The organism is Arthrobacter sp. MDB1-55 (assembly GCF_059092925.1).
In genome coordinates this window covers 456,610-477,028 of sequence record NZ_JBNHID010000002.1, presented here as the reverse complement: position 1 = coordinate 477,028, position 20,419 = coordinate 456,610, and the positions used below count along the sequence as shown (strand labels likewise).

The window sequence follows — 20,419 nt, the reverse complement described above, 5'->3', positions numbered from 1 at the left end:
GACACACAACGACGCCGGCAGTGTGTCACCTCCCGATGGATCCGACACTTCTGGTCAGGACGCACCGCGGTTACTGCTGAACCGGCTACGAAACGCGTCCGCAGCGCGAGGCGATCTTAGAATTCCGGCCGCGCGCCGCCGTCGTACTGAGAGCACATCGCGTCGCTCCACGATCCAGGATTCCTATTCCGGACGCGATCCGCAGGGGGTCGGCGCGGTCTTCGGGCGTCTCCTGAGCGAACGCGGGTGGAATTCTCCGGTGGCCGTAGGATCAGTGATGGCGCGATGGGCGGAGTTGGTGGGCCCGGACATCTCCACGCACTGCACCCCGGAGAGTTTTCACGAGACCACGCTGCTGGTGCGGTGTGATTCGACCGCCTGGGCGACACAGCTCCGGCTGATCAGCCCCGACCTCCTCAAACGGTTTGAGAGCGAGCTCGGACCCGGAGTAGTCACGGCAATGAAGGTCGTCGGCCCGTCCGCTCCATCCTGGCGAAAGGGTGGTCGATCGGTTCGTGGGCGTGGGCCCCGGGACACCTACGGGTAACCCTCCTGATCGGGCTGCTTTGGGTTTTCGATGAATGCCGTACAGCGCCCAGCGGACCCCAGTGGACGTATACGCCCCCACGCGACCCCCTGCTGTGAGCTTAAATGGCGGTTTATTCACCGCCAGGGGGCAATTGGCGCGGTGTTGTGGCAGCGTGCACGGTAGAATGGGAGCCGTGGGCATTCCTTTCCGGGATGCCTTCATTCTGAGACTAGGCAACACTAGGACAACAAGGAGTCGACAGCGTCCGTGGCTAACGACAACGAAGTGGAATCTGCCAGCACGCCGGAAAGTGGTTCCGGCGCACCAAAGGGTTACGGCGCGAGCGACATCACGGTCCTGGAAGGACTTGAAGCGGTTCGCAAGAGGCCCGGTATGTATATCGGGTCCACCGGTCCGCGCGGTTTGCACCACCTCGTCTACGAGGTTGTGGATAACTCTGTGGATGAAGCCCTGGCAGGCTACTGTGACCATATCAAGGTCACGCTGCTTGCCGATGGTGGCGTACGGGTCATAGACAACGGGCGCGGCATCCCCGTCGACATGCATCCCACCGAGGGTAAGCCCACCGTGGAAGTGGTCATGACCATCCTCCACGCGGGCGGCAAGTTCGGTGGAGGTGGATACGCCGTTTCCGGTGGCCTCCACGGTGTGGGCATCTCCGTCGTGAATGCGCTTTCCTCCAGGGTTGACACGGAAATCCGGCGTCAGGGACATGTCTGGCGGCAGTCCTTCGAAGAGGGCGGCAAACCGGTCGGTCAGCTGAAAAAGGGTGAAGAAACCGGTGAGACCGGAACCACCCAGACGTTCTACCCGGACGCGTCGATCTTCGAGACCGTTGAATTCGACTTCGAAACCCTTCGGGCACGCTTTCAGCAGATGGCATTCCTCAACAAGGGCCTGAGGATAAGCCTTGTGGACGAGCGCGTTCCCGAGGTGGAAACCGAAGAGATCACGGACGCCGCGCATGCCGAGGCGGAGAAGTCCGAAGAGAACAAGCACAGGCACGTTGAGTACCTCTACGAGAACGGCCTGCTGGACTACGTCAAGCACCTGAATTCGTCGAAGCGCGTGGACGTCATTCATGAAGACGTCATTGCGTTCGAGACGGAGGACTCCGACCGCTCCATCGCTGTGGAAGTGGCCATGCAGTGGACTACCGCATACTCCGAGAGCGTGCACACCTACGCGAACACGATCAACACGCATGAGGGCGGCACCCACGAAGAGGGGTTCCGTGCCGCAATGACGTCCCTGATCAACCGTTACGCACGCGAAAAGAACATCATCAAGGAGAAGGACGACAACCTTACGGGTGATGACATCCGCGAAGGGCTCACCGCCGTCATCTCGGTCAAACTGTCCGAGCCCCAGTTTGAGGGTCAGACCAAGACCAAGCTGGGTAATTCCGAAGCCAAGGGCTTCGTGCAGCGCGTTGTCACCGACCAGTTGGGTGACTGGCTGGAGCGGAACCCCGGTCCTGCCCGCGACGTCATCCGCAAGTCGATCCAGGCCGCGCAGGCCCGCTTGGCTGCGCGCAAGGCGCGGGAGTCCACCAGGCGCAAGGGCCTGCTGGAGTCCGGCGGCATGCCGGGCAAGTTGAAGGATTGCCAGTCCAAGGATCCTTCGAAATCGGAGATCTACATTGTGGAGGGTGACTCTGCGGGTGGGTCGGCTGTGCGTGGTCGTAACCCGGAAACACAGGCAATCCTGCCGTTGCGCGGAAAAATCCTGAATGTTGAGCGTGCCCGGCTCGACCGCGCACTCAGCAACGCAGAAGTCCAGGCGATGATCACCGCGTTCGGCGCGGGTATCGGCGAGGATTTCGATGTCGAGAAGGCCAGGTATCACAAGATCGTCCTGATGGCGGATGCCGACGTCGACGGGCAGCACATCACCACGCTGCTCCTCACGCTGCTCTTCCGCTACATGCGTCCGCTCATCGAGAACGGCTATGTCTATTTGGCGCAGCCGCCGCTGTACCGCATCAAATGGTCCAACGCTCCGCACTCCTACGTGTACAGCGACCGCGAGCGGGACGAGACCATCAAGATGGGTCTGGCGAACAACCAGCGGTTGCCCAAGGAAAACGGCATCCAGCGCTACAAGGGCCTTGGCGAGATGGATTACACCGAGCTGTGGGAAACCACCATGGATCCGGATAACCGGACCCTTCTGCAGGTCACCATGGACGACGCCGCCGCAGCTGACCAGATCTTCTCGGTGCTGATGGGCGAGGACGTCGAGTCGCGCCGCAACTTCATTCAGCAGAACGCTAAAGACGTACGGTTCCTCGACATCTGATCGATGCCGAACTGACATGGCCGGTCGAGCACCTCTCAATGACCGGTTCCTGACACGCCTTCACGAAATGGAACGAACTAGATGAGTGACGAAGTAACGCCTGAGGTTCCCGGGGACGAAACACCCGTCGAGGGTGCGGTGTTGACTGACCGCATCGAGCAGGTGGACCTGCAGACAGAGATGCAGCGGTCCTACCTCGATTACGCCATGGCGGTCATTGTCGGTCGGGCGTTGCCTGATGTCAGGGACGGCTTGAAGCCGGTTCACCGCCGCGTTCTGTACGCCATGTTCGACGGCGGTTACCGGCCCGACCGCTCATTCAATAAATGCGCGCGCGTGGTCGGCGAAGTCATGGGTCAATACCACCCGCACGGTGACACCGCGATCTACGATGCGCTGGTTCGTCTGATCCAGGACTGGACTATGCGGTACCCGCTTGCGCTTGGTCAGGGAAACTTCGGGTCTCCCGGAAACGACGGCGCGGCCGCACCCCGGTACACCGAGACCAAGATGGCTCCGCTGGCCATGGAGATGGTCCGTGATATCGACGAAGAAACAGTTGATTTCCAGGACAACTACGACGGCAAGAACCAGGAACCCACTATCCTGCCGTCGCGGTTCCCGAACCTGTTGGTCAACGGCTCTTCAGGTATTGCCGTAGGCATGGCCACCAATATTCCGCCGCACAACCTGCGTGAGGTGGCGGACGGTGTGCAGTGGTACCTGCAGAACCCGCAAGCGAGCAAGGAAGAGCTGCTTGAAGCTCTGATTCAGCGCATCAAGGGTCCGGATTTTCCCACCGGTGCACAAATTCTGGGGCACAAGGGCATCGAGGATGCCTACAGAACCGGCCGTGGATCCATCACCATGCGTGCCGTGGTCAACGTCGAGGAGATTCAGGGCCGCACCTGCCTGGTGGTCACTGAACTGCCCTACCAGGCGAACCCCGACAACCTGGCAATCAAGATCGCCGACCTCGTTAAGGACGGCAAGGTTTCGGGGATTGCGGACCTTCGGGATGAAACGTCCGGACGTACGGGACAGCGTCTGGTGATTGTCCTGAAGCGCGACGCCGTCGCCAAGGTTGTGCTGAATAACCTCTACAAGCACACGCAGCTGCAGGAAAACTTCAGCGCTAACATGCTCGCCATCGTTGACGATGTTCCCCGTACGCTCAGCCTCGATGCGTTTATCCGTCACTGGGTTACCCATCAGCTTGAAGTCATTGTCCGCAGGACCCAGTACCGGCTCCGCAAGGCTGAAGAAGCCGCCCACATCCTGCGTGGGTTGCTCAAGGCGCTCGATGCGCTGGATGAAGTGATTGCGCTGATCCGCCGGTCCTCCACCGTAGAGGACGCACGCAACGGTCTTATCGGCCTGTTGGACATCGACGAGATCCAGGCGCAGGCAATCCTGGACATGCAGCTTCGCCGCCTGGCGGCTCTGGAACGCCAGAGGATTCAGGATCAGCACGCCAAGCTCGAAGCTGAAATCACCGAATACAAGAAGATCCTCGCCTCCGAGGTGCAGCAGCGCGAGATCGTCTCGACGGAACTGCAGGAAATCGTCGACAAGCACGGCGATGACCGCCGGACCGAGATTCTCATGGGCTATGACTCCGACATGAGCATGGAAGATCTCATCCCTGAAGAGGAAATGGTTGTGACCATTACCCGCGGCGGATACGTCAAGCGCACACGGAGCGACAACTACCGCCAGCAGGCCCGCGGCGGCAAGGGCATACGCGGCGCGCAGCTGCGCGGGGACGACGTCGTCGAGCACTTCTTCGTCACCACCACGCACCACTGGCTCCTCTTCTTCACGAACCTGGGGCGTGTGTACAGGGCGAAGGCCTACGAGCTCGTCGAGGCAGCTCGTGATGCGAAGGGCCAGCATGTAGCGAACCTGTTGGCATTCCAGCCTGATGAGACCATCGCTCAGGTACTCGACCTCCGGGACTATCAGCAGTCTCCGTATCTGGTGCTTGCGACTAAGCGGGGACTGGTCAAAAAGACACGGTTGGAGGACTACGACACCAACCGATCCGCCGGCGTGATCGCCATCAACCTGCGTGACGGTGATGAACTGGTGTCGGCCCAGCTGGTTTCGGAGAACGACGACATGATGCTCGTGTCCCGGAAGGGACAGTCGCTGCGCTTCAGCGCCACGGACGAGGCGCTGCGTCCAATGGGAAGAGCGACGTCAGGCGTGACCGGAATGAAGTTCCGGCCGGACGACGAGCTCCTGGCAGCCAATGTCGTGAGCGACGACTCCTATGTCTTTATCGTGACCGAGGGTGGCTTCGCGAAGCGAACCAAGGTTGACGAGTACCGTGTCCAGGGCCGGGGCGGTCTTGGTATTAAGGTTGCGAAGCTCGCCGAAGTGCGTGGAGACCTCGTGGGGGCCCTCGTCGTCCAGGAAGAGGATGAGGTCCTCGTCGTCATGGGCGGCGGTAAGGTTGTGCGCTCCGCCGTGGCGGGCGTTCCGGCAAAGGGACGCGACACCATGGGTGTCATCTTCGCAAAGCCGGATAAGTCCGACAGGATCATCGCTGTCGCCCGCAACACCGAGCGGGGGCTGACAACAGACGACGAGATTCCAGTCATGGGAGTGGATGACGCGTCACCTGCGCCGGATGGCGGAGATGAAGTACCGTTGTCGTCAGAAGAAACGGCTCAGCCGGCGGCTGAGCCAAGCGATATTGGAGGTTCCGAGTGAGTTCTGCCAACTCAAATCCGCGCGCTGCTGCGGGCAGTGCCGTGCGGTCATCAGGCGGAGGACCTCGGGTCAATCCACCGGCTCGACCACCTCAGCGGCCCGCCTCTTCAGGAGCACGGCCTACCGGCAACAGGCCGGGACTGGTGAAACCTGCCCCGAAGGCGAAAGCCCGTAAAGCGCGGTTGCTTGTCAGCAAAATCGACCCCTGGTCGGTTCTGAAGATGGCGTTCCTCCTGTCCGTGGCGCTGGGCATTGTCACAGTCGTCGCCGCGATTGTGATTTGGACAGTGCTGGATCTGACGGGAATTTTCGATCGGGTGAATCAGCTGCTTGGTGAGATCGCCGGATCCGAGGGAGCCGGCTTCGACCTTCGACAGTTCGCGTCCCTTGGACAGGTTGTCTCCTTCGCGACGATTATCGCTGTGGTGAACGTTGTGCTGTTGACCGCCCTGGCAATGCTGGCGTCCGTGCTGTACAACATTTCGTCCACCCTTGTGGGCGGTATCGGTGTGACCCTTACGGATGACTGAGTGCACACGGGTCCTCAATTTGTGGATCGCTGAGGGCCTGCTGTAAAGTCGTATCTCGGCCCGATGAGGTACGGGGGCGTATAGCTCAGGCGGTTAGAGCGCTTCGCTGATAACGAAGAGGTCCCAGGTTCAAGTCCTGGTACGCCCACGGATCCTGAAACCGGCAGGAAACTGCAAGTGAGGAGCACTGTGAAGAAGTTGCTGGTAGCGGCAGCCGCTGTCGCAGGAATCTTCGCTTACAAGCGGTGGCAGGAATCCGAGAAGGAAAAAGAAGTGTGGAGCGAGGCGACCGATCCGGTCGAGTGAAGTTTCGCCTCACGGATCAGGTATACTGATCAGGTTCCGTTTTACGGGGGCATGGCGCAATTGGTAGCGCACCTGCTTTGCAAGCAGGGGGTTCGGGGTTCGAGTCCCCGTGCCTCCACCGTGAGAGGAAGGGACCCCAGCTAACTGGCTGGGGTCCCTTCCTTTTTATTTGAAGTTGTACTTTCAGGACCCGCTCTCACCGGCTCGAGTAGCCTCGCATCCGCCGCTAGCGATGCGCCGTAGCCGACCTCGCAGCGCGCGCGGTGTGTACGGCGCGCAGGACCTTCGCCGGGTAGTAGATGGACATGAAGATCAACATGGGGATCTTCAGCACTCTCTTGTCGATCTGATGTGCGCGGTAGGTACGGTCGAAGCGCGTTACGTAGTACCGGTAGTCCTTGGGAGAGTTCTCAAGGCGTCGGGCGGACATACCACTGATCATCCCGGGTATGTATCGGATGACCAGGTCCTGTTCCGCCAGATGCAGGGAGATATCGATGTCCTCATGCATCTCATCCTGCTCGTCGAGGCAGGTATGGCCGCGGATCTGTTCCCAGGCCGTGCGGCGAAGCGCCATGTTGGAACCGAACAGGAAATGGTACTGGTTGCGCGCGAGCTTCAGAACAAGCTGGCGCATCTTGTCGTCCGCCTTAAGACCCCAACGCCGCATCGGCATGTCGTAATAGACCACTGGTCCCGTTGCGGCCGCCACTTCCGGGTCGCAGAACCCTGCCTGTACCGTTTCCACCCAGTCCGGCTCAAGGACAGAGTCAGCGTCGATTCTGCCCAGCACATCTCCGGTTGCATGATCCAGACCGAAGTTCCGGGTGGGGATCAGCCCCTGAATCTCGTTCTGCTCCAGCAGGCGGATGGGACTCTCCGGATACTCCAACTGCATCTGGCGGACGATCTCCGCGGTGCGGTCGGTGGAGCGGTTATTCACGACCACAATCTCGTGAGCCGGGAGGGACTGGTAGATAGCGGCAATGAGGCACTGGCGAATAACGCCTTCCTCGTTGTACGCCGGAATCACAATCGACACGGACGGCTTCGCGGGGTGCACGGCCGTAAATCTATCACCAGCCAGCCGACGTCAGGCGGGAAGCAACGAAAAAGCGGGAAAGATCCCCCATCGGTGGATCTTTCCCGCTTGAAAGTGGGTCGGTGCGACCTAGACAGCAGGTCCCTTCGGTGCGCCTGCGGCGTCGTCGTTTGACTTTTCCGCGGCGCGATCAGCGGCTTCCTTCATGTCGACGACCGCTTGTTTCGCTTCGTCATTGTGAGCGACGTCGGCCACTGGTTTCGGTTCAACCGGGGCCGGCGTCTTCCACGGGTCTTCCACCGGCTGTGAAGCACGCCAGACGGCGATGCCGGCTGTCACAGCAGCGGCGATGATGCCGACGATCAACCAGCCCTTGTTGCCTTGACTCTTCTTGCTGCGCCGGAGGTCCTTCGCTGCACGCTGAGCTGCAACGACGGCGGCCTTCTGATACTTCTTCACGGCCTTCTTGTCACCGGTAACCCTGGTGACCACACCCGCCACACCTGCCGGGACGGTTGCAGCGGCAAGAGAGCGGGACGCAGAGTCCGCAACATCTCCCAGGCGGTACGAGACGGCCGGGATGTACTCGGTGACTACGCGGTCGCGTGCCTGATTGATTGCAGGGGTGGCACGATCCAGAGTCTCCTGGATTCGTGGACCGGTTCCGTCGACGATCTGGTTGAAGCGCGGCCCTACACGATCCAGGCTCTCCTGGATCCGAGGTGTAACGACCGCGATGCCCTCATTCAGGCTCTGTGCCGCCCGGTTCACGCCCTGCTGAATCTTCGGTGCGGCGGTTTCAATCCCTCGCTCGATGCGTGGAGCAACCCAGACCCTGGCTGCATCCACACGCGGAGCGGCCCAATCCCGTGCCGTGCCGACGCCCATCAGAACGTTGTTCTCGAGCGTTCGGACAACGTGTTCGGATTTCTTCACAACTACCTCCCAGGGATAGTGACTGTTCTTAGTCAGCCTACGTGTTATCTGGAGTTACGTGCTATCCGCTCATTCATTTCACAGCATTTTCACTGTGCGCGGAACGCGGTACTTCCAGCTAAACCGCTAGCCCTGCGTGGAACAATGGAGCCCATGACAGCAATCGCTACTGCACACGCAACTATCCATACCAGCCTCGGTGACATCAAGGTAGAGCTTTACGGCAACCATGCGCCGAAGACCGTCAAGAACTTTGTTGGCCTTGCCACCGGTGACATCACCTGGACTCACCCGGCGACGGGTGAGGAGACCAACGCCCCCCTGTACAACGGGACAGTCTTTCACCGGGTTATCCAGGACTTCATGATTCAGGGCGGCGATCCGCTGGGCCAGGGAATCGGTGGCCCGGGCTACCAGTTCGATGACGAGATCAACCCCGATCTCGACTTCACCACTCCTTACAAATTGGCGATGGCCAACGCTGGAATTCAGGGTGGACGTGGTACCAACGGCTCGCAGTTCTTCATCACCTCGGTTCCCACCACGTGGCTGCAGGGCAAGCACACCATCTTCGGTGAGGTGAAAGATGAAGCGTCACGAGCCGTCGTCGATCAGCTCAACGCCATCCCCACCGACGGTCGTGACCGACCGCTCGAAGACGTCGTCATCAGCAGCATCACCATTGAGCAGGTCTAACACCGCATGACCTATGGACTCCCGGCGGACCAGCCGGACCAGGACGTTCCCGTATGCCCACGTCACCCCGACAGGGTGAGCTATGTGCGGTGCCAACGGTGCGGCAGGCCTGCCTGCCCGGAGTGTCAGCGTCCGGCGGCCGTCGGGATCCAGTGCGTTGACTGCGTTCGGGAGGCGCAGCGAAACGCTCCGGTTTCCAGGACACTCTTCGGCGGAACCGTCCGGCAAGGACGCCCCCTCGTCACGTTCTCGATCATCGGCGCCTGTGTGGCGCTCTTCGTGGCCCAAATGGCGCTACCAGGGGTGACCGATGCGCTCGCGTACGCGGGCATCTACACCTCGGAATTTGTATCGCCGGAGCCGTGGCGCATGGTCACGGCTGCCTTCCTGCACTCCACGGGATTCCTGCTTCATATCGGTTTCAACATGTACGCCTTGTGGATTATGGGACAGGCCCTGGAACCGCTGTTGGGCAGAGCCAGATTTCTCGCCCTGTACTTGATCGCAGCGTTCGGCGGCTCGGTTGCAGTGCTTCTGCTCACCAACCCTCTCCAAGGCGTTGTAGGGGCCTCAGGAGCCGTCTTTGGGCTGTTCGGCGCCATGCTGATCGTGCAGCGGCGACGCGGTGGTGACGTCCGGCAGTTGGTCGTGTTGATAGCAATCAACACCGTTTTAGGTTTTGTGGTGCCAGGCATTTCCTGGCAGGCCCACCTGGGTGGTCTTCTCGCAGGAGGCGCCGCCGCAGCCATCATCGCCTACACGCCGCGCAGTCCTAGGCGTTCCCTGATTCAGTGGGCCGGTCTGACCGGCCTGACACTCGTGCTGGTTGCATTGACCGTTGTAGGAGCCAATCTGGTGGCCTCGCCGTTCTAGTTTTCCACAGGGCTTATCCACATCGGGGAAAACTTACACACATGTAATTCCACAGGTGTGGATAAGCAGACTCCCGAATTCACACGAAAAACACTGAGCGTGGAGTCGAAGTTACGCACAGCTGTGGAAAACTCGGTGCACAACGTGTGTATTACCCAGCGGACGAGTTCCATTCGCCATGGAGGTTGCCAGGATGTCCCACGCGTGCGCGTACCGATGTGACTAGGCAGTACGAAGAGCGGGCAGTTAAACGCAAAGAGGCGCCCTTAGAGGGCGCCTCTTGTGGGTCTCGTCTCCCTGGGTGCTACCGCCAGCGCGTCGTCATCAGGAACCCGACAATCGCAATTCCGAAGCCGATGAGGATGTTCCAGGACGCAATCTCGGGGATCGGGAACCGTCCTTCGGAGATGTAGTACACCAGAATCCACAGCAGGCCGAGAATCATCAGCCCGAACATCACCGGCTTGAACCAGACAGGGTTCGGCTTCGGCTCCGCAGCGGCACGCGTCTGTGACTCGACCTGCTTCTTGCGGGACTTCGACTCGGGCACGGATCCTCCTAGACGGTGGGCTGCTAACCCAACCACTGTGTTTGCGGTCATACAGGCTCGGAAAGCGACGATGACACCGGTTATCCTGAAATGAGGCTATTGTCATCGGCACCGTTCTAGCTGCCCATTCTAGCTAATGAACCGAGGCCACAACGCCCGGCAGCAGATACGTAAGCAGGGAGAAGGTTTGAGCAACCTCGGCGGCGGTATCGCGGTGACCCGCCGTGACCGTTCCCATCGCATGCCCGCGGACCGGCACCGGCGTCGTGGATTCCTTCACATCGCAGCCCAGGTCTTCGGTGAGCTTCTCATTACCGCAGGTGTGGTCCTTCTGCTTTTCGTGGCTTGGCAACTGTGGTGGACCAACGTCGAATCCAATGCAAAGCAGGATCAAGCGGTAGAGCAATTCTTCTCAGACCTCGGTGAGGGAAGCACTCGTCCGGAGCCAGCCCAGGGGCAGGAACCCGTGGCACCTGAGCAGGTGCCGGTGATGGATGGTCGAGCGCAGGGTGAGACGTTTGCGGTCATCTACATTCCGCGTTTCGGGGACAATTTCACCCGGCCGATAACCAGCGGCGTAACGACGGCGGTTCTCGACAATCTCGGTCTCGGACACTACCCGGAAACAGGTATGCCGGGCGTCGTTGGCAACTTCGCGCTGGCCGGCCACAGGCAGACGAACGGGGCGGTGCTGGACAACATCCACACTCTGGTCCCGGGCGACCGGATTTATGTCCAGACGCAGGACGGTTACTACACCTACATCTATCGGAACACGCAGATCGTGCTGCCTGACCGCGTTGATGTGCTTGCGCCCGTACCCACCCGACCGGAGAATGAGCCTGCAGAACGGGTTCTCACTCTCACGAGCTGCAACCCCCGCTTCGGTGCAGAGGAAAGGATCATCGCCTATGCGGTGATGGAGACCTTCCAGTCCCTGGACGCAGGACCGCCGACAGAGATCGCGGCACAAGTCGCTAAAATTGCCGAAGGAGCCGCCTGATGTACGCCTTCATCTTCCGCCACCTCCCCGGTCCGCTCTGGCTGCGGGTCATCTGGTCCATCCTGCTTTTCGCCGCGGCCCTGACGGCACTTGTGAATTGGGTATTCCCCTGGCTCTCCCAGTTCAGCCCACTGACAGATTCAACGATTGGTTCCTGATCATGAACAGCCCCACCCGCATCCTGGTTGTGGATAATTACGACAGCTTTGTGTACACCCTTGTCGGCTACCTGCAGGAGCTCGGCGCGGAAACAACGGTTGTACGGAATGACGACGTCACCCTTGAGGAGGCGATCGCCCTGGCGGAAGTGCGCGACGGCGTGCTGATTTCTCCCGGGCCGGGCGCTCCGGCAGAAGCCGGTGTTTGTATTGACCTGATCAAGTGGTGCGGTGAGAACAACAAGCCGATGCTCGGGGTCTGCCTGGGTCATCAGGCACTCGCCGAAGCGTACGGTGGTTCGGTTACGCACGCGCCGGAACTGATGCACGGCAAGACGTCCCTGGTTGAGCACGATTCGACCAATGTCTTCCAGGGGCTGAACTCCCCCCTTACGGCGACCCGCTATCACTCGCTGGCCGCGGTCGGTGACGTCCCCGGTGAACTGCGTGTCACAGCGCAAACGGCCAGCGGGGTCATCATGGGTCTGGAGCACCGCTCCGCTCCCCTGTGCGGCGTGCAATTCCACCCGGAGTCCGTGCTGACTGAGGGTGGCTATAGGATGCTGGGCAACTGGCTTGAGCAGACTGGTCTCGCCGGCGCGGCGGAGCGGTCAGCTACCCTGAGCCCGCTTATTCACCAGCAGGTCGGATCCTGACCCTTCCGGAGTCCGCATTTTACGGGTCGTTATTCCCCTGCCCCTGACCACGCCCGCGTCCCTGGTTCCCGGGTTCTTCTTCCTCCTCAGGGGGAGGCGGCGCAGCGGTGGTGGGAGCGGCAGGTGCCGCAGGCTCTTCGGCGGGAGGCTCAACGGCTACGTAGATCACTACCTCACTGCCCGGTGCGACGTTGGTGTTCTCGTCCGGTTCCTGCCGCACTACAAGGCCAGGCTCGACGACGGCGTTCGGCTCCTCTTCGATGCGCGGCACCAGCGCCCGGGTGGGATCTTCGAGAATAGCCACGGCTTCATCTCTCGTGAGACCGATGACTCGCGGAACCGTCACCTGGCCAGTGGAGAGCACCAGGTTCACTTCCGAGTCGGCAGGGACCGAAGAACCCAGTGCCGGCTCGGTTGCGATGACCCGACCGACCGGAACCGTGGCGCTATTGGTTTCGCTGACACTCCCCCCGCGCAGACCGACCGACTCGAGCGCGTCCCTGGCGGAGGACTCCGTCATCTGGAAGATCTCTTCCGGGATGGTTCGGTTGGCAGGGCCCTTGGATATCTGCAGCGTCACCAGCGAATCAGGTTCCACTTCACTGCCCGCGCTGGGGTCGGTGCCGATTGCAAGGCCGGATTCGACCTCATCGTGAAAGGTCTGTTCGACCTGCGGGCGCAGGCCCACAGCGGTAAGCGCGTTACTCGCATCGGTTTCGGTCATGGAATCAACATCCGGCACTGACGTGAGTACCGGCTCTTCCGGTTGGGCATTGAGAATTCCGAAGTAAGCAACGCCGCCGGCAGTCAGCAGCAGAGCCAGCAGCACGAGCAACACTGCAATCCAGCCTCGACGCCGCGAACGCCGCCGATCATCGGCGTCATGACGACTCTGCGCCGCATGAGCCGTCGGGAGCGAGCCGGCTTCTTCGTTCACTGCCAGGGAATCCGCTGCGATGCTGCCGCCCGCCGGCACCTTCGCCAGGGCCCTTGTCTGTGGGGCGTCGTCGTCGTCCGCGCGTGGCGCGACCGCGGCCATTGCTTCAGTCGGAGCGGCTTGTGCACCGGGCCGAATGCCCTTGTGCGCATCAAGCAACGCCGATCGGAAATCGGCTGCGGTTTGGAAGCGATGTGCTCGGTCTTTCTCAAGCGCAATGTGCAGCACGGCTTCGATTGCCGGCGGGATGCTTCCGTTGATTTCCCGGGCAGGAGTGGGCTTCTCCCTGACGTGCTGGTAGGCAACCGAAACAGGGCTGTCGCCAATGAAGGGCGGTCTTCCGGTGAGCAGTTCGTACAAAAGGCAACCCGCGGAATACAGGTCGCTACGGGCGTCGACGGTCTCCCCGCGTGCCTGTTCCGGGGAGAGGTACTGCGCAGTGCCGATCACTGCCTGAGTCTGTGTCATGGTGGCCGCGGAATCGGCAATCGCGCGTGCGATGCCGAAGTCCATGACCTTTACCTGGCCCTCCGGGGTAATCATCACATTGGCAGGCTTGATGTCCCTGTGGACAATTCCCGCGCGGTGGCTGTACTCCAGGGCCGAGAGCACTCCCAGGAGGTAGTCGACGGACGTCTCCGGTGTCAGGTCACCGGCTTTGAGAAGGTCGCGCAGAGTCCGTCCGGCAACGTACTCCATCACGATGAAGGGAACGCGGACGTCGTCGTGATGTTGGCCGTCGATCTCCTCCTCCCCGGTGTCATACACGGAGACGATGGTTGGATGATTCAATCCGGCGACTGCCTGAGCTTCACGCCGGAAACGCGACTGGAACAGCGGGTCCCGGGCCAGGTCCTGCCGCAGCATCTTGATCGCGACCGTGCGCCCGAGCCGGACGTCGCGCCCGAGGTGAACGTCGGCCATACCGCCACGGCCGATCAGTTCACCCACTTCGTAACGCCGGTTAAGGATTCTCTCGCTGCTCACCTGGTGCCCCTTCACATGTCCCTAAGGCTGATCCTGGTTCGGCGGCGGGGTCTGGCCGGGACCAATCGCCGGCGGCGCTTCAGTCTCATCCGGGCCGGATGAGACAACGTAGCGTACAGTGCTGCCGGGTTCTACCTCGGTGCCCTCCGCCGGATCTACCGACAGGACGGTGCCGGTGGCTTCATCCGAAGGTTCAGTGCTGGAACGCACAGCGCTCAATCCCAGATCAGCGAGGGTTTGCTGCAACTGTTCCTCGGTCGCGCCTTCCAGCCCGGCTGGAATCGTCACGGTGTCAGGTGCCTCGGCGAAGGTGACGGTGATTTGAGATCCCGGTGGAAGCGGACCCACGGGATTCAGCGACAGCACGATGCCTGGTTCGAACTCATCTGTGGTTTCGGGTTGCTGATTGACGGAGAATCCAAGTTGATTCAGCTCGGCCACAACCTGTTCGATGGGACGTCCCTGGTAGGCGGCCGCATCGATGATGATGGCCTCCGGCGTCGTCGGTTCAGGGGTTGTCGGCTCGGGCGTGGTTTCCTCCGGCGTCGGGCTTTCACTTTCCGTTTCCGACGGAGATGGCGACGACGAAGTGCTCGGCGCGGCGGAGGGCTCGTCGTCGTCGGCGGTGAGCAGCGGCGTCAGAAGGAACGCAGCCGCCGCAAGCGCCGCGAGGACAAGCAGGACGACGAGGGCGATCAGCCATGGACTGCGCCCCCGTGATTCCTCCTCACGCGGGATCTCCTGGTCAATGTCGTCTTCCTCGCTCCATTCACGTGAAGCGGCGACCGCTCCGGCACCTGCTCCCACGCCGGCAACGGTGGGCAGCGCCGAGGTGGTCGGGGCGGGCACAACGCGGGTGGCGCTGGTCGGCGCCGGCACGGGGGTGGTCAGCGGGCCGGTCGAATCAGTGAACAGCAACATGCCGGGCACGGCGGCCTCTGCTGCACGAATGTCATTGCGTCGGATGGCATCGACCGCTTCAGCAAGGGCTTCGGCATTGGCGGGACGATCAGCCGGGTCCTTCGCCAGCATGCTGGCGATGAGCGCGCGGACCGGGTGGGGAATGCTCTCCGGGAGATCAGGTGGAGCGTCATTGACCTGTGCGAGGGCAATGGCAATTTGCGACTCGCCGGAGAACGGACGGCGGCCGGCCAGCAACTCATATCCGATGACGCCAAGAGCATAGATATCACTGGAACCGGTGGCAGGCTGGCCGGTGGCCTGTTCGGGGGCCAGGTACTGGGCCGTACCCATTACCTGGCCCGTGGCGGTCAGAGGCACTTGATCAGCGAGCCGGGCGATACCGAAGTCAGTAATTTTCACTCGGCCGTCGGGCATGATCAGGAGGTTTCCAGGTTTGACATCCCGGTGCACCAGCCCCTGCCGGTGCGCGACGCTGAGTGCTGTGGCGGTCTGTCCAATGATCGAAAGGGCACGATCCGGCGCAAGAACCTGCTCGCGCTCAATGATCGTGGACAGGGGCTGCCCCGGGACGAGTTCCATCACCAGGTAGGCGGACCCGCCCTCTTCGCCATAGTCGAAGACGTTTGCAATACCCTCGTGGTTCAGCAGAGCGGTGTGGCGGGCTTCGGCGCGGAACCGATTGAGGAAGCCGGGGTCTCCCGTGTATTCCTCTTTCAGAATTTTAATGGCGACAATGCGACCCAGTACCTGGTCGCGCGCTTTCCAAACCTCACCCATGCCTCCGATGGCGATGCGATCAGTCAGCTGGAACCTGCCGCCTAATGTGATACCTGAAGTAGGTCTCACCTATTCAACACCGCCTCTATGAGTCTTTTAGCGTTTGGACTTGTTAGCTGGGCACCCGTCGCGATGTCGACGTCCTGCATAACGATGGAAACCACTACTTCGGGGTTATCGGCCGGCGCGAAGCCGGTGAACCAGGCATTGTCGCCCTGCTCGGCTACTTCGGCGGTGCCGGTCTTGCCGGCTACCTGTACGCCCGGGACGGCGGCATTCCGCGCCGTCCCGTTCTCAACCACGTTGACCATCCACTCGGTGATTTGGTCCGCGTTCTCAGCGCTGAGCGATTCCCGATAAACCTCAGGCTCCGGTTCGTTGATGATGGAAAGATCCGGAGCGCGGACGGCCTTCACCAGATTGGGCTTCATGAGAACGCCGTCGTTCGCGATCGCTGCACTGACCATTGCCATCTGTAGCGGCGTGACCGCCACACTGAACTGGCCAATGGCAGACTGAGCCAACTGTGCGTCGTCCAATTCGGTTGGGAACTGACTGCCGGCCACGTCGACCGGCATCGTGAAAGATTCACCGAATCCGAAGGCCTGCGCTTGTTCCAGGACGGCTTCCTCGCCAAGTTCCCATGCAATCTGGGCGAAGGGCGTGTTGCAGGACTGTTCAAGTGCGAATCGGAGGTCCGCGGTATCCCGGGCAGCGCACCCGCCGGTTGTGAAGTTGGGGAGTCCAACGTCGGTTCCCGGAAGAGGAAGGACCGGAGGATTCGGGATGGTCGATTCCGCATCGAACTGCCCGGACTCGAGAGCCGCTGCCGCAACGACCAGCTTGAAGACAGAACCTGGAGCAACCAGCGACTGGGTGGCCGGGTTGAAGTAGATGGACAACCCGGGAACCTGCGAGAGTTGGTCGATATTTTCGACGACCAAGGAGGTGTCATGTGCAGCAAGAAGGTTCGGATCGTAGGACGGCTTGGATACCATCGCGAGAACGTTTCCCGTTGCCGGCTCCAGCACCACGATCGATCCGGTCTGGCCCTCCGGGATCATCTCCCACGCCAGCTGCTGTATCTGCGGGTCGATGGTCAGCTCGACAGAGGCTCCCTGTGCTTCGGCACCCGAGAAGAGCCGCACCATCTGATCAATGAAGAGGTCGTCGCTACTGCCGGACAGTTCCTCATTCATGACGTTCTCCAACTGGGTGGAGCCATTGACGAGCGAGAAGAATCCCGTCAGGTGCGCGTACATTTCCGGTTGGTTGTACGTGCGCTGGTAATTGAACTGGTCGTCGGAGGGCACCGATTCGGCGATAGGGCGACCATCGACGAGGATCGCGCCGCGGTTCTTGCCGTAGTCCTGAAGAATCGTCCGGGTGTTCCAATCGTTGTTCTCCAGGGCGCTGGCCTGGAAGAACTGAACGTAGGTAAGTGATCCGAGGACGAGCGCGAACATGCTGATGGCTACGATCCACGAGCGTCGAATGGCCTGGTTCATGCGCTGACCTCCCTGGTGTTATCCGTTACCGGCGAATTACGGTGTTCTTTGCCTTCCGGGAATGTCTCGCGAATCGGTCCCTTGACTGCCGGTCGACGAGCTGTCTCGGAAATGAGAAGGAGCAGGGCGACGATGATCCAGTTCGCCAGAAGGGACGAACCGCCGGCTGACATGAAAGGAGTTGTGAGGCCGGTGAGTGGAATAAGCCGGGTCACTCCGCCGATGACGACGAAGCACTGCAGCGCGATGGTGAATGACAGGCCGCAGGCGAGAAGCTTTCCGAAACCGTCTCGTGTTCCGAGCGCGGCCCGGAAACCGCGCGAGATGAGTAGGACGTAAAGCAGCACAATCGCGAACAGACCGATCAGACCCAGTTCCTCACCGAGCGCGGCGATAATCATGTCGCTGTTCGCGTATGTCACCAGGTCTGGCCTGCCCTGACCGAGTCCGGTGCCTGCGAGCCCGCCATTCGCGAGCCCGAACAGGCCCTGAATGACTTGGCCGCTACCGCCCGGGTTTCGATTGAAGACCTCGGGTTCGAAGGCGTTGATCCAGCTGTCGATGCGTAGCGCTACGTGGCTGAAGAGTTGGAGCGCTACGAATCCGCCAACCGCGATCATCGCCAGGCCGATCAGCACCCAGCTGACCCGGGACGTGGCGACGTAGATCATGGCCATGAATAGGCCGAAGAACAGGATGGACGAGCCGAGGTCGCGCTGGAAAATCAGGACACCTATGCTCACCAGCCAAGCGGCGACCATAGGCGCAAGGTCCCGGAATCGGGGAAGCTGCAGCGGACCCAGTTTCTTGCCCGCAAGCAGGATCAGGTCGCGGTTGGTCGAAAGATACCCGGCAAAGAATATAGCAAGCGTAATCTTCGCAATCTCTCCTGGCTGGAATGTCCCGACCCCAACGTTTATCCAGATGCGGGCACCATTGATCTCCACTCCCAGGGGTGTCAGAGGGAGCAACAGTAGACCGGCGCTCACGATCAGGGAGATGTAGGTGAACCGGCGCAGGATGCGATGGTCACGAATCACCAGGAGCGTGGCAATCGATACGGCCATCGCCACTGTGGTCCACAAGAACTGGCTGGGCGCCACCGCCCGAGAGTCGGCCGGCAGAGCGAGATCCAGGCGGTAAATCATCGCCAGCCCGATTCCGTTCAGCGCGATGACGATTGGAAGCATTACTGGGTCGGCATATTTAGCCCGGAAGCGCAGAACCACGTGGAAGATCAGCGCAAGCGCCGCCAGCGTCCCTCCTTGGGACCAAAAGGCGGAGTCGAATGGATTCTCTTTGTCGAGGCCGACAAGCCAGTTGGCTCCGATGGCAACGGTGAGGGCCACCAACAATAGGAGAGCTTCGACATTCCGCCGCGATTTGGGAATTGTCAGGACGTCACTCATTCGATTCTCCCTCCGCACAGGGCAGGTTCCCCTGAATCGGCTTCTTCGCTCGCGGACGAGCTGGCGCTTGGCTCAGCACTCGCCGTAGCAGACGCGCGCGCGCTCGGTGAGGGCGAGGGTGACGGAGAGGCCGTCGCAGGCGATGCTGAGCTAGTCGGCGAGGGACTTGGGGAAGGACTGGGTTCGCTCGCAGGAGGGCAGGGAAGCGCGCGCAATGACTCGCGGAGGTCCGCGACGATCTCTTGGGCATGCTGCAGATCACTCGCCGCAAGAGTGTTCTCCAGACGGTTGCGCTGGAACTCGGGAAGGCTTGAGACCGGGATGTCAGTTGTCTGGTCGACGTGGCTGAGGGGTATCGGTCCCAGAGTCTGCGCAACTCCGTTATAGATCACTACCTTGTTATCGGCGGCTGCGACGTAATACCGCGTTTGGGTCCACATGTACCCCAGGGCGAGAACCGCGGCGAGGATCAGCGCCATCAGCGCCAGGGCGGCCGGCAGCAGCCATCGGCGGCGACGCGGTGCGGGTTCCTCGTCTGCAGTGTCGTCGTCGGTCGTCTCTGCAGGGGCAGCCTTGTGCGTCAGCATCATCGCCGCGCGCCGTTCGGTGGATCGTTGCGTAACGATCGGGATTTGTCCGGTCTCGGTCGCGAGTGCCGCTGAGCCAACGAGCGTGTGGGGCCGGGAGGAGAGGTCTTCCCGGATGACGTCCGCCCTGATCGCGGCTCCAGGGGCTTCTTTCTCAACTGGAGAGGCGGCAGTGTCTTTTTCTCCCGCAGCTTCCCGAGCGGGCGGTATGGCAGTCAGGGCAGCGGCACGGAGATCGTCGTCGGTGGCCGTGTCCACATCGACGACGACAACGGTCACGTTATCCGGAGAACCTCCAGCAAGGGTGAGGTCGACGAGGGTAGTGACGCAGGCGGTCAGGTCCTTTGTCTCCCTGACCACCCGTTCGATCGCGGCGTCGCTCAGCACGGCATTCAACCCGTCCGAGCACAGGAGCCATCGTTCACCGGGTGTTGCGTCGAAGGTGGTCAGATCCAGTTCCGGACTGGCATCGACGTCTCCGAGAACTCGCATCAGGACGTTCTTGTGCGGGTGGATGTCCGCTTCCTCCGGCTTGAGCCGGCCCTCATCGATGAGCCGTTGCACAAAGGTGTGGTCGACACTGACCTGCTCGAAGACGTCGTCCTTCAGGCGGTAGGCGCGGGAATCGCCGATGTGGGCAAACGAGATCTGCTCACCGTTCAGGAGCATCGCGGTGACTGTAGTTCCCATGCCTGCCAACTGTGGGTTGGTGCTCACCAGTTCGGACAGGAGGGAGTTGGCAGTCTGAATTTCGTCCGCCAGGTGGGTGCCGGCGTCGTCGTCGTAATCCTTGCGGTCAAGGTGCACGAGATCAAGGACCGTTGACGCTGAAGCAATGTTCCCGCCCGCGTGACCGCCCATGCCGTCGGCAACTACTGCCAGGTAGCGCCCAGCATAGGCGGAGTCGTCATTCTTGGCGCGGACCTTTCCCACATCCGAGCGGGCCGCGAAACGAAAAACCAGGGCCATGG

General features: G+C 61.2%; 18 protein-coding genes and 2 tRNA genes. 12 read left to right on the top strand and 8 right to left on the bottom strand.

Translation table 11 applies throughout. The features are described 5' to 3' along the window. Nucleotides 1–22: 22 nt before the first annotated feature. From AC5RU3_RS09520 to AC5RU3_RS09490, 7 genes are all read left to right on the top strand, one after another. Entirely contained in the window at nucleotides 23–547 is a 525-nt protein-coding gene (locus tag AC5RU3_RS09520) for a DciA family protein (RefSeq protein ID WP_458117210.1), read from the top strand. Nucleotides 548–796: 249 nt separating this feature from the next. Continuing rightward, complete coding sequence (gene gyrB / locus AC5RU3_RS09515) at nucleotides 797–2,851, top strand: DNA topoisomerase (ATP-hydrolyzing) subunit B (RefSeq protein WP_493965372.1); 2,055 nt, start codon at nucleotides 797–799, stop codon at nucleotides 2,849–2,851. An 81-nt stretch (nucleotides 2,852–2,932) separates the two neighbouring features. Next, on the top strand, nucleotides 2,933–5,569 hold the full coding sequence (gene gyrA, locus AC5RU3_RS09510; RefSeq protein ID WP_309070444.1) for a DNA gyrase subunit A: 2,637 nt from the start codon (nucleotides 2,933–2,935) through the stop codon (nucleotides 5,567–5,569). Then, entirely contained in the window at nucleotides 5,566–6,099 is a 534-nt protein-coding gene (locus tag AC5RU3_RS09505) for a DUF3566 domain-containing protein (RefSeq protein ID WP_309070445.1), read from the top strand. Before gyrA ends, AC5RU3_RS09505 begins: the two co-directional genes overlap by 4 nt. 74 nt (nucleotides 6,100–6,173) lie before the next feature. Further along, nucleotides 6,174–6,247, top strand: a tRNA-Ile gene (locus AC5RU3_RS09500). A 41-nt stretch (nucleotides 6,248–6,288) separates the two neighbouring features. Continuing rightward, a complete protein-coding gene (locus AC5RU3_RS09495; protein WP_309070446.1) occupies nucleotides 6,289–6,405 on the top strand; it encodes a DLW-39 family protein in 117 nt (38 codons plus the stop codon). A 45-nt stretch (nucleotides 6,406–6,450) separates the two neighbouring features. Beyond that, nucleotides 6,451–6,523: transfer RNA gene (locus AC5RU3_RS09490), tRNA-Ala, on the top strand. 108 nt (nucleotides 6,524–6,631) lie between these two features. On the opposite strand, the gene AC5RU3_RS09485 is transcribed toward AC5RU3_RS09490, so the two are convergent. After that, nucleotides 6,632–7,468: a glycosyltransferase family 2 protein gene (locus AC5RU3_RS09485; protein ID WP_493965371.1), complete on the bottom strand. Its 837-nt coding sequence runs from the start codon at nucleotides 7,466–7,468 to the stop codon at nucleotides 6,632–6,634. 108 nt (nucleotides 7,469–7,576) lie between these two features. Continuing rightward, nucleotides 7,577–8,383, bottom strand: a complete 807-nt coding sequence (locus AC5RU3_RS09480; RefSeq protein WP_309123721.1) for a hypothetical protein — start codon at nucleotides 8,381–8,383, stop codon at nucleotides 7,577–7,579. A gap of 153 nt (nucleotides 8,384–8,536) precedes the next feature. Between AC5RU3_RS09480 and AC5RU3_RS09475 the strand changes: the two genes are divergently transcribed. Beyond that, complete coding sequence (locus tag AC5RU3_RS09475; protein WP_309070449.1) at nucleotides 8,537–9,079, top strand: peptidylprolyl isomerase; 543 nt, start codon at nucleotides 8,537–8,539, stop codon at nucleotides 9,077–9,079. A gap of 6 nt (nucleotides 9,080–9,085) precedes the next feature. Continuing rightward, nucleotides 9,086–9,952 carry a rhomboid family intramembrane serine protease gene (locus AC5RU3_RS09470; RefSeq protein WP_309070450.1) on the top strand — a complete coding sequence of 289 codons (867 nt, stop codon included), beginning with the start codon at nucleotides 9,086–9,088 and terminating at the stop codon, nucleotides 9,950–9,952. A 304-nt stretch (nucleotides 9,953–10,256) separates the two neighbouring features. Here AC5RU3_RS09470 and AC5RU3_RS09465 read toward each other — a convergent pair whose 3' ends face one another. Continuing rightward, entirely contained in the window at nucleotides 10,257–10,502 is a 246-nt protein-coding gene (locus AC5RU3_RS09465; RefSeq protein ID WP_309070451.1) for a cell division protein CrgA, read from the bottom strand. A 241-nt stretch (nucleotides 10,503–10,743) separates the two neighbouring features. Between AC5RU3_RS09465 and AC5RU3_RS09460 the strand changes: the two genes are divergently transcribed. The 3 genes from AC5RU3_RS09460 to AC5RU3_RS09450 are packed head-to-tail and all read left to right on the top strand — an operon-like array spanning nucleotide 10,744 to nucleotide 12,319. Further along, nucleotides 10,744–11,505 (top strand): class E sortase, encoded by a 762-nt coding sequence (locus AC5RU3_RS09460; RefSeq protein ID WP_309070475.1) that lies wholly within the window; start codon nucleotides 10,744–10,746, stop codon nucleotides 11,503–11,505. Then, entirely contained in the window at nucleotides 11,505–11,663 is a 159-nt protein-coding gene (locus AC5RU3_RS09455) for a hypothetical protein (protein ID WP_309070452.1), read from the top strand. Before AC5RU3_RS09460 ends, AC5RU3_RS09455 begins: the two co-directional genes overlap by 1 nt. A gap of 2 nt (nucleotides 11,664–11,665) precedes the next feature. Beyond that, nucleotides 11,666–12,319, top strand: a complete 654-nt coding sequence (locus AC5RU3_RS09450) for an anthranilate synthase component II (protein WP_309070453.1) — start codon at nucleotides 11,666–11,668, stop codon at nucleotides 12,317–12,319. A gap of 19 nt (nucleotides 12,320–12,338) precedes the next feature. On the opposite strand, the gene pknB is transcribed toward AC5RU3_RS09450, so the two are convergent. From pknB to AC5RU3_RS09425, 5 genes are read right to left on the bottom strand one after another with little or no spacing between them, the layout of a single operon-like run. Next, a complete protein-coding gene (pknB, locus tag AC5RU3_RS09445; RefSeq protein WP_493965370.1) occupies nucleotides 12,339–14,243 on the bottom strand; it encodes a Stk1 family PASTA domain-containing Ser/Thr kinase in 1,905 nt (634 codons plus the stop codon). A 21-nt stretch (nucleotides 14,244–14,264) separates the two neighbouring features. After that, nucleotides 14,265–16,013: a protein kinase domain-containing protein gene (locus AC5RU3_RS09440; protein WP_493965369.1), complete on the bottom strand. Its 1,749-nt coding sequence runs from the start codon at nucleotides 16,011–16,013 to the stop codon at nucleotides 14,265–14,267. Further along, nucleotides 16,010–17,452 carry a peptidoglycan D,D-transpeptidase FtsI family protein gene (locus AC5RU3_RS09435; protein WP_493965368.1) on the bottom strand — a complete coding sequence of 481 codons (1,443 nt, stop codon included), beginning with the start codon at nucleotides 17,450–17,452 and terminating at the stop codon, nucleotides 16,010–16,012. The genes AC5RU3_RS09440 and AC5RU3_RS09435 overlap by 4 nt, the downstream gene beginning before the upstream one ends. Further along, the gene (locus AC5RU3_RS09430; protein WP_309070457.1) at nucleotides 17,449–18,861 is read right to left on the bottom strand and encodes an FtsW/RodA/SpoVE family cell cycle protein; all 1,413 of its coding nucleotides are present in this window, start codon (nucleotides 18,859–18,861) and stop codon (nucleotides 17,449–17,451) included. The genes AC5RU3_RS09435 and AC5RU3_RS09430 overlap by 4 nt, the downstream gene beginning before the upstream one ends. Beyond that, nucleotides 18,858–20,417, bottom strand: a complete 1,560-nt coding sequence (locus tag AC5RU3_RS09425; protein ID WP_493965367.1) for a PP2C family protein-serine/threonine phosphatase — start codon at nucleotides 20,415–20,417, stop codon at nucleotides 18,858–18,860. Before AC5RU3_RS09425 ends, AC5RU3_RS09430 begins: the two co-directional genes overlap by 4 nt. Nucleotides 20,418–20,419 lie beyond the last annotated feature (2 nt).

Bases quoted from the DNA above. Each gene is read 5' to 3' on its own strand.
- gyrA (WP_309070444.1), top strand. From the start codon at position 2,933: ATGAGTGACGAAGTAACGCCTGAGGTTCCCGGGGACGAAACACCCGTC.
- AC5RU3_RS09475 (WP_309070449.1), top strand. From the start codon at position 8,537: ATGACAGCAATCGCTACTGCACACGCAACTATCCATACCAGCCTCGGT.
- AC5RU3_RS09470 (WP_309070450.1), top strand. From the start codon at position 9,086: ATGACCTATGGACTCCCGGCGGACCAGCCGGACCAGGACGTTCCCGTA.
- AC5RU3_RS09460 (WP_309070475.1), top strand. From the start codon at position 10,744: ATGCCCGCGGACCGGCACCGGCGTCGTGGATTCCTTCACATCGCAGCC.
- AC5RU3_RS09455 (WP_309070452.1), top strand. From the start codon at position 11,505: ATGTACGCCTTCATCTTCCGCCACCTCCCCGGTCCGCTCTGGCTGCGG.
- AC5RU3_RS09450 (WP_309070453.1), top strand. From the start codon at position 11,666: ATGAACAGCCCCACCCGCATCCTGGTTGTGGATAATTACGACAGCTTT.
- AC5RU3_RS09435 (WP_493965368.1), bottom strand. From the start codon at position 17,452: ATGAACCAGGCCATTCGACGCTCGTGGATCGTAGCCATCAGCATGTTC.
- AC5RU3_RS09430 (WP_309070457.1), bottom strand. From the start codon at position 18,861: ATGAGTGACGTCCTGACAATTCCCAAATCGCGGCGGAATGTCGAAGCT.
- AC5RU3_RS09425 (WP_493965367.1), bottom strand. From the start codon at position 20,417: ATGGCCCTGGTTTTTCGTTTCGCGGCCCGCTCGGATGTGGGAAAGGTC.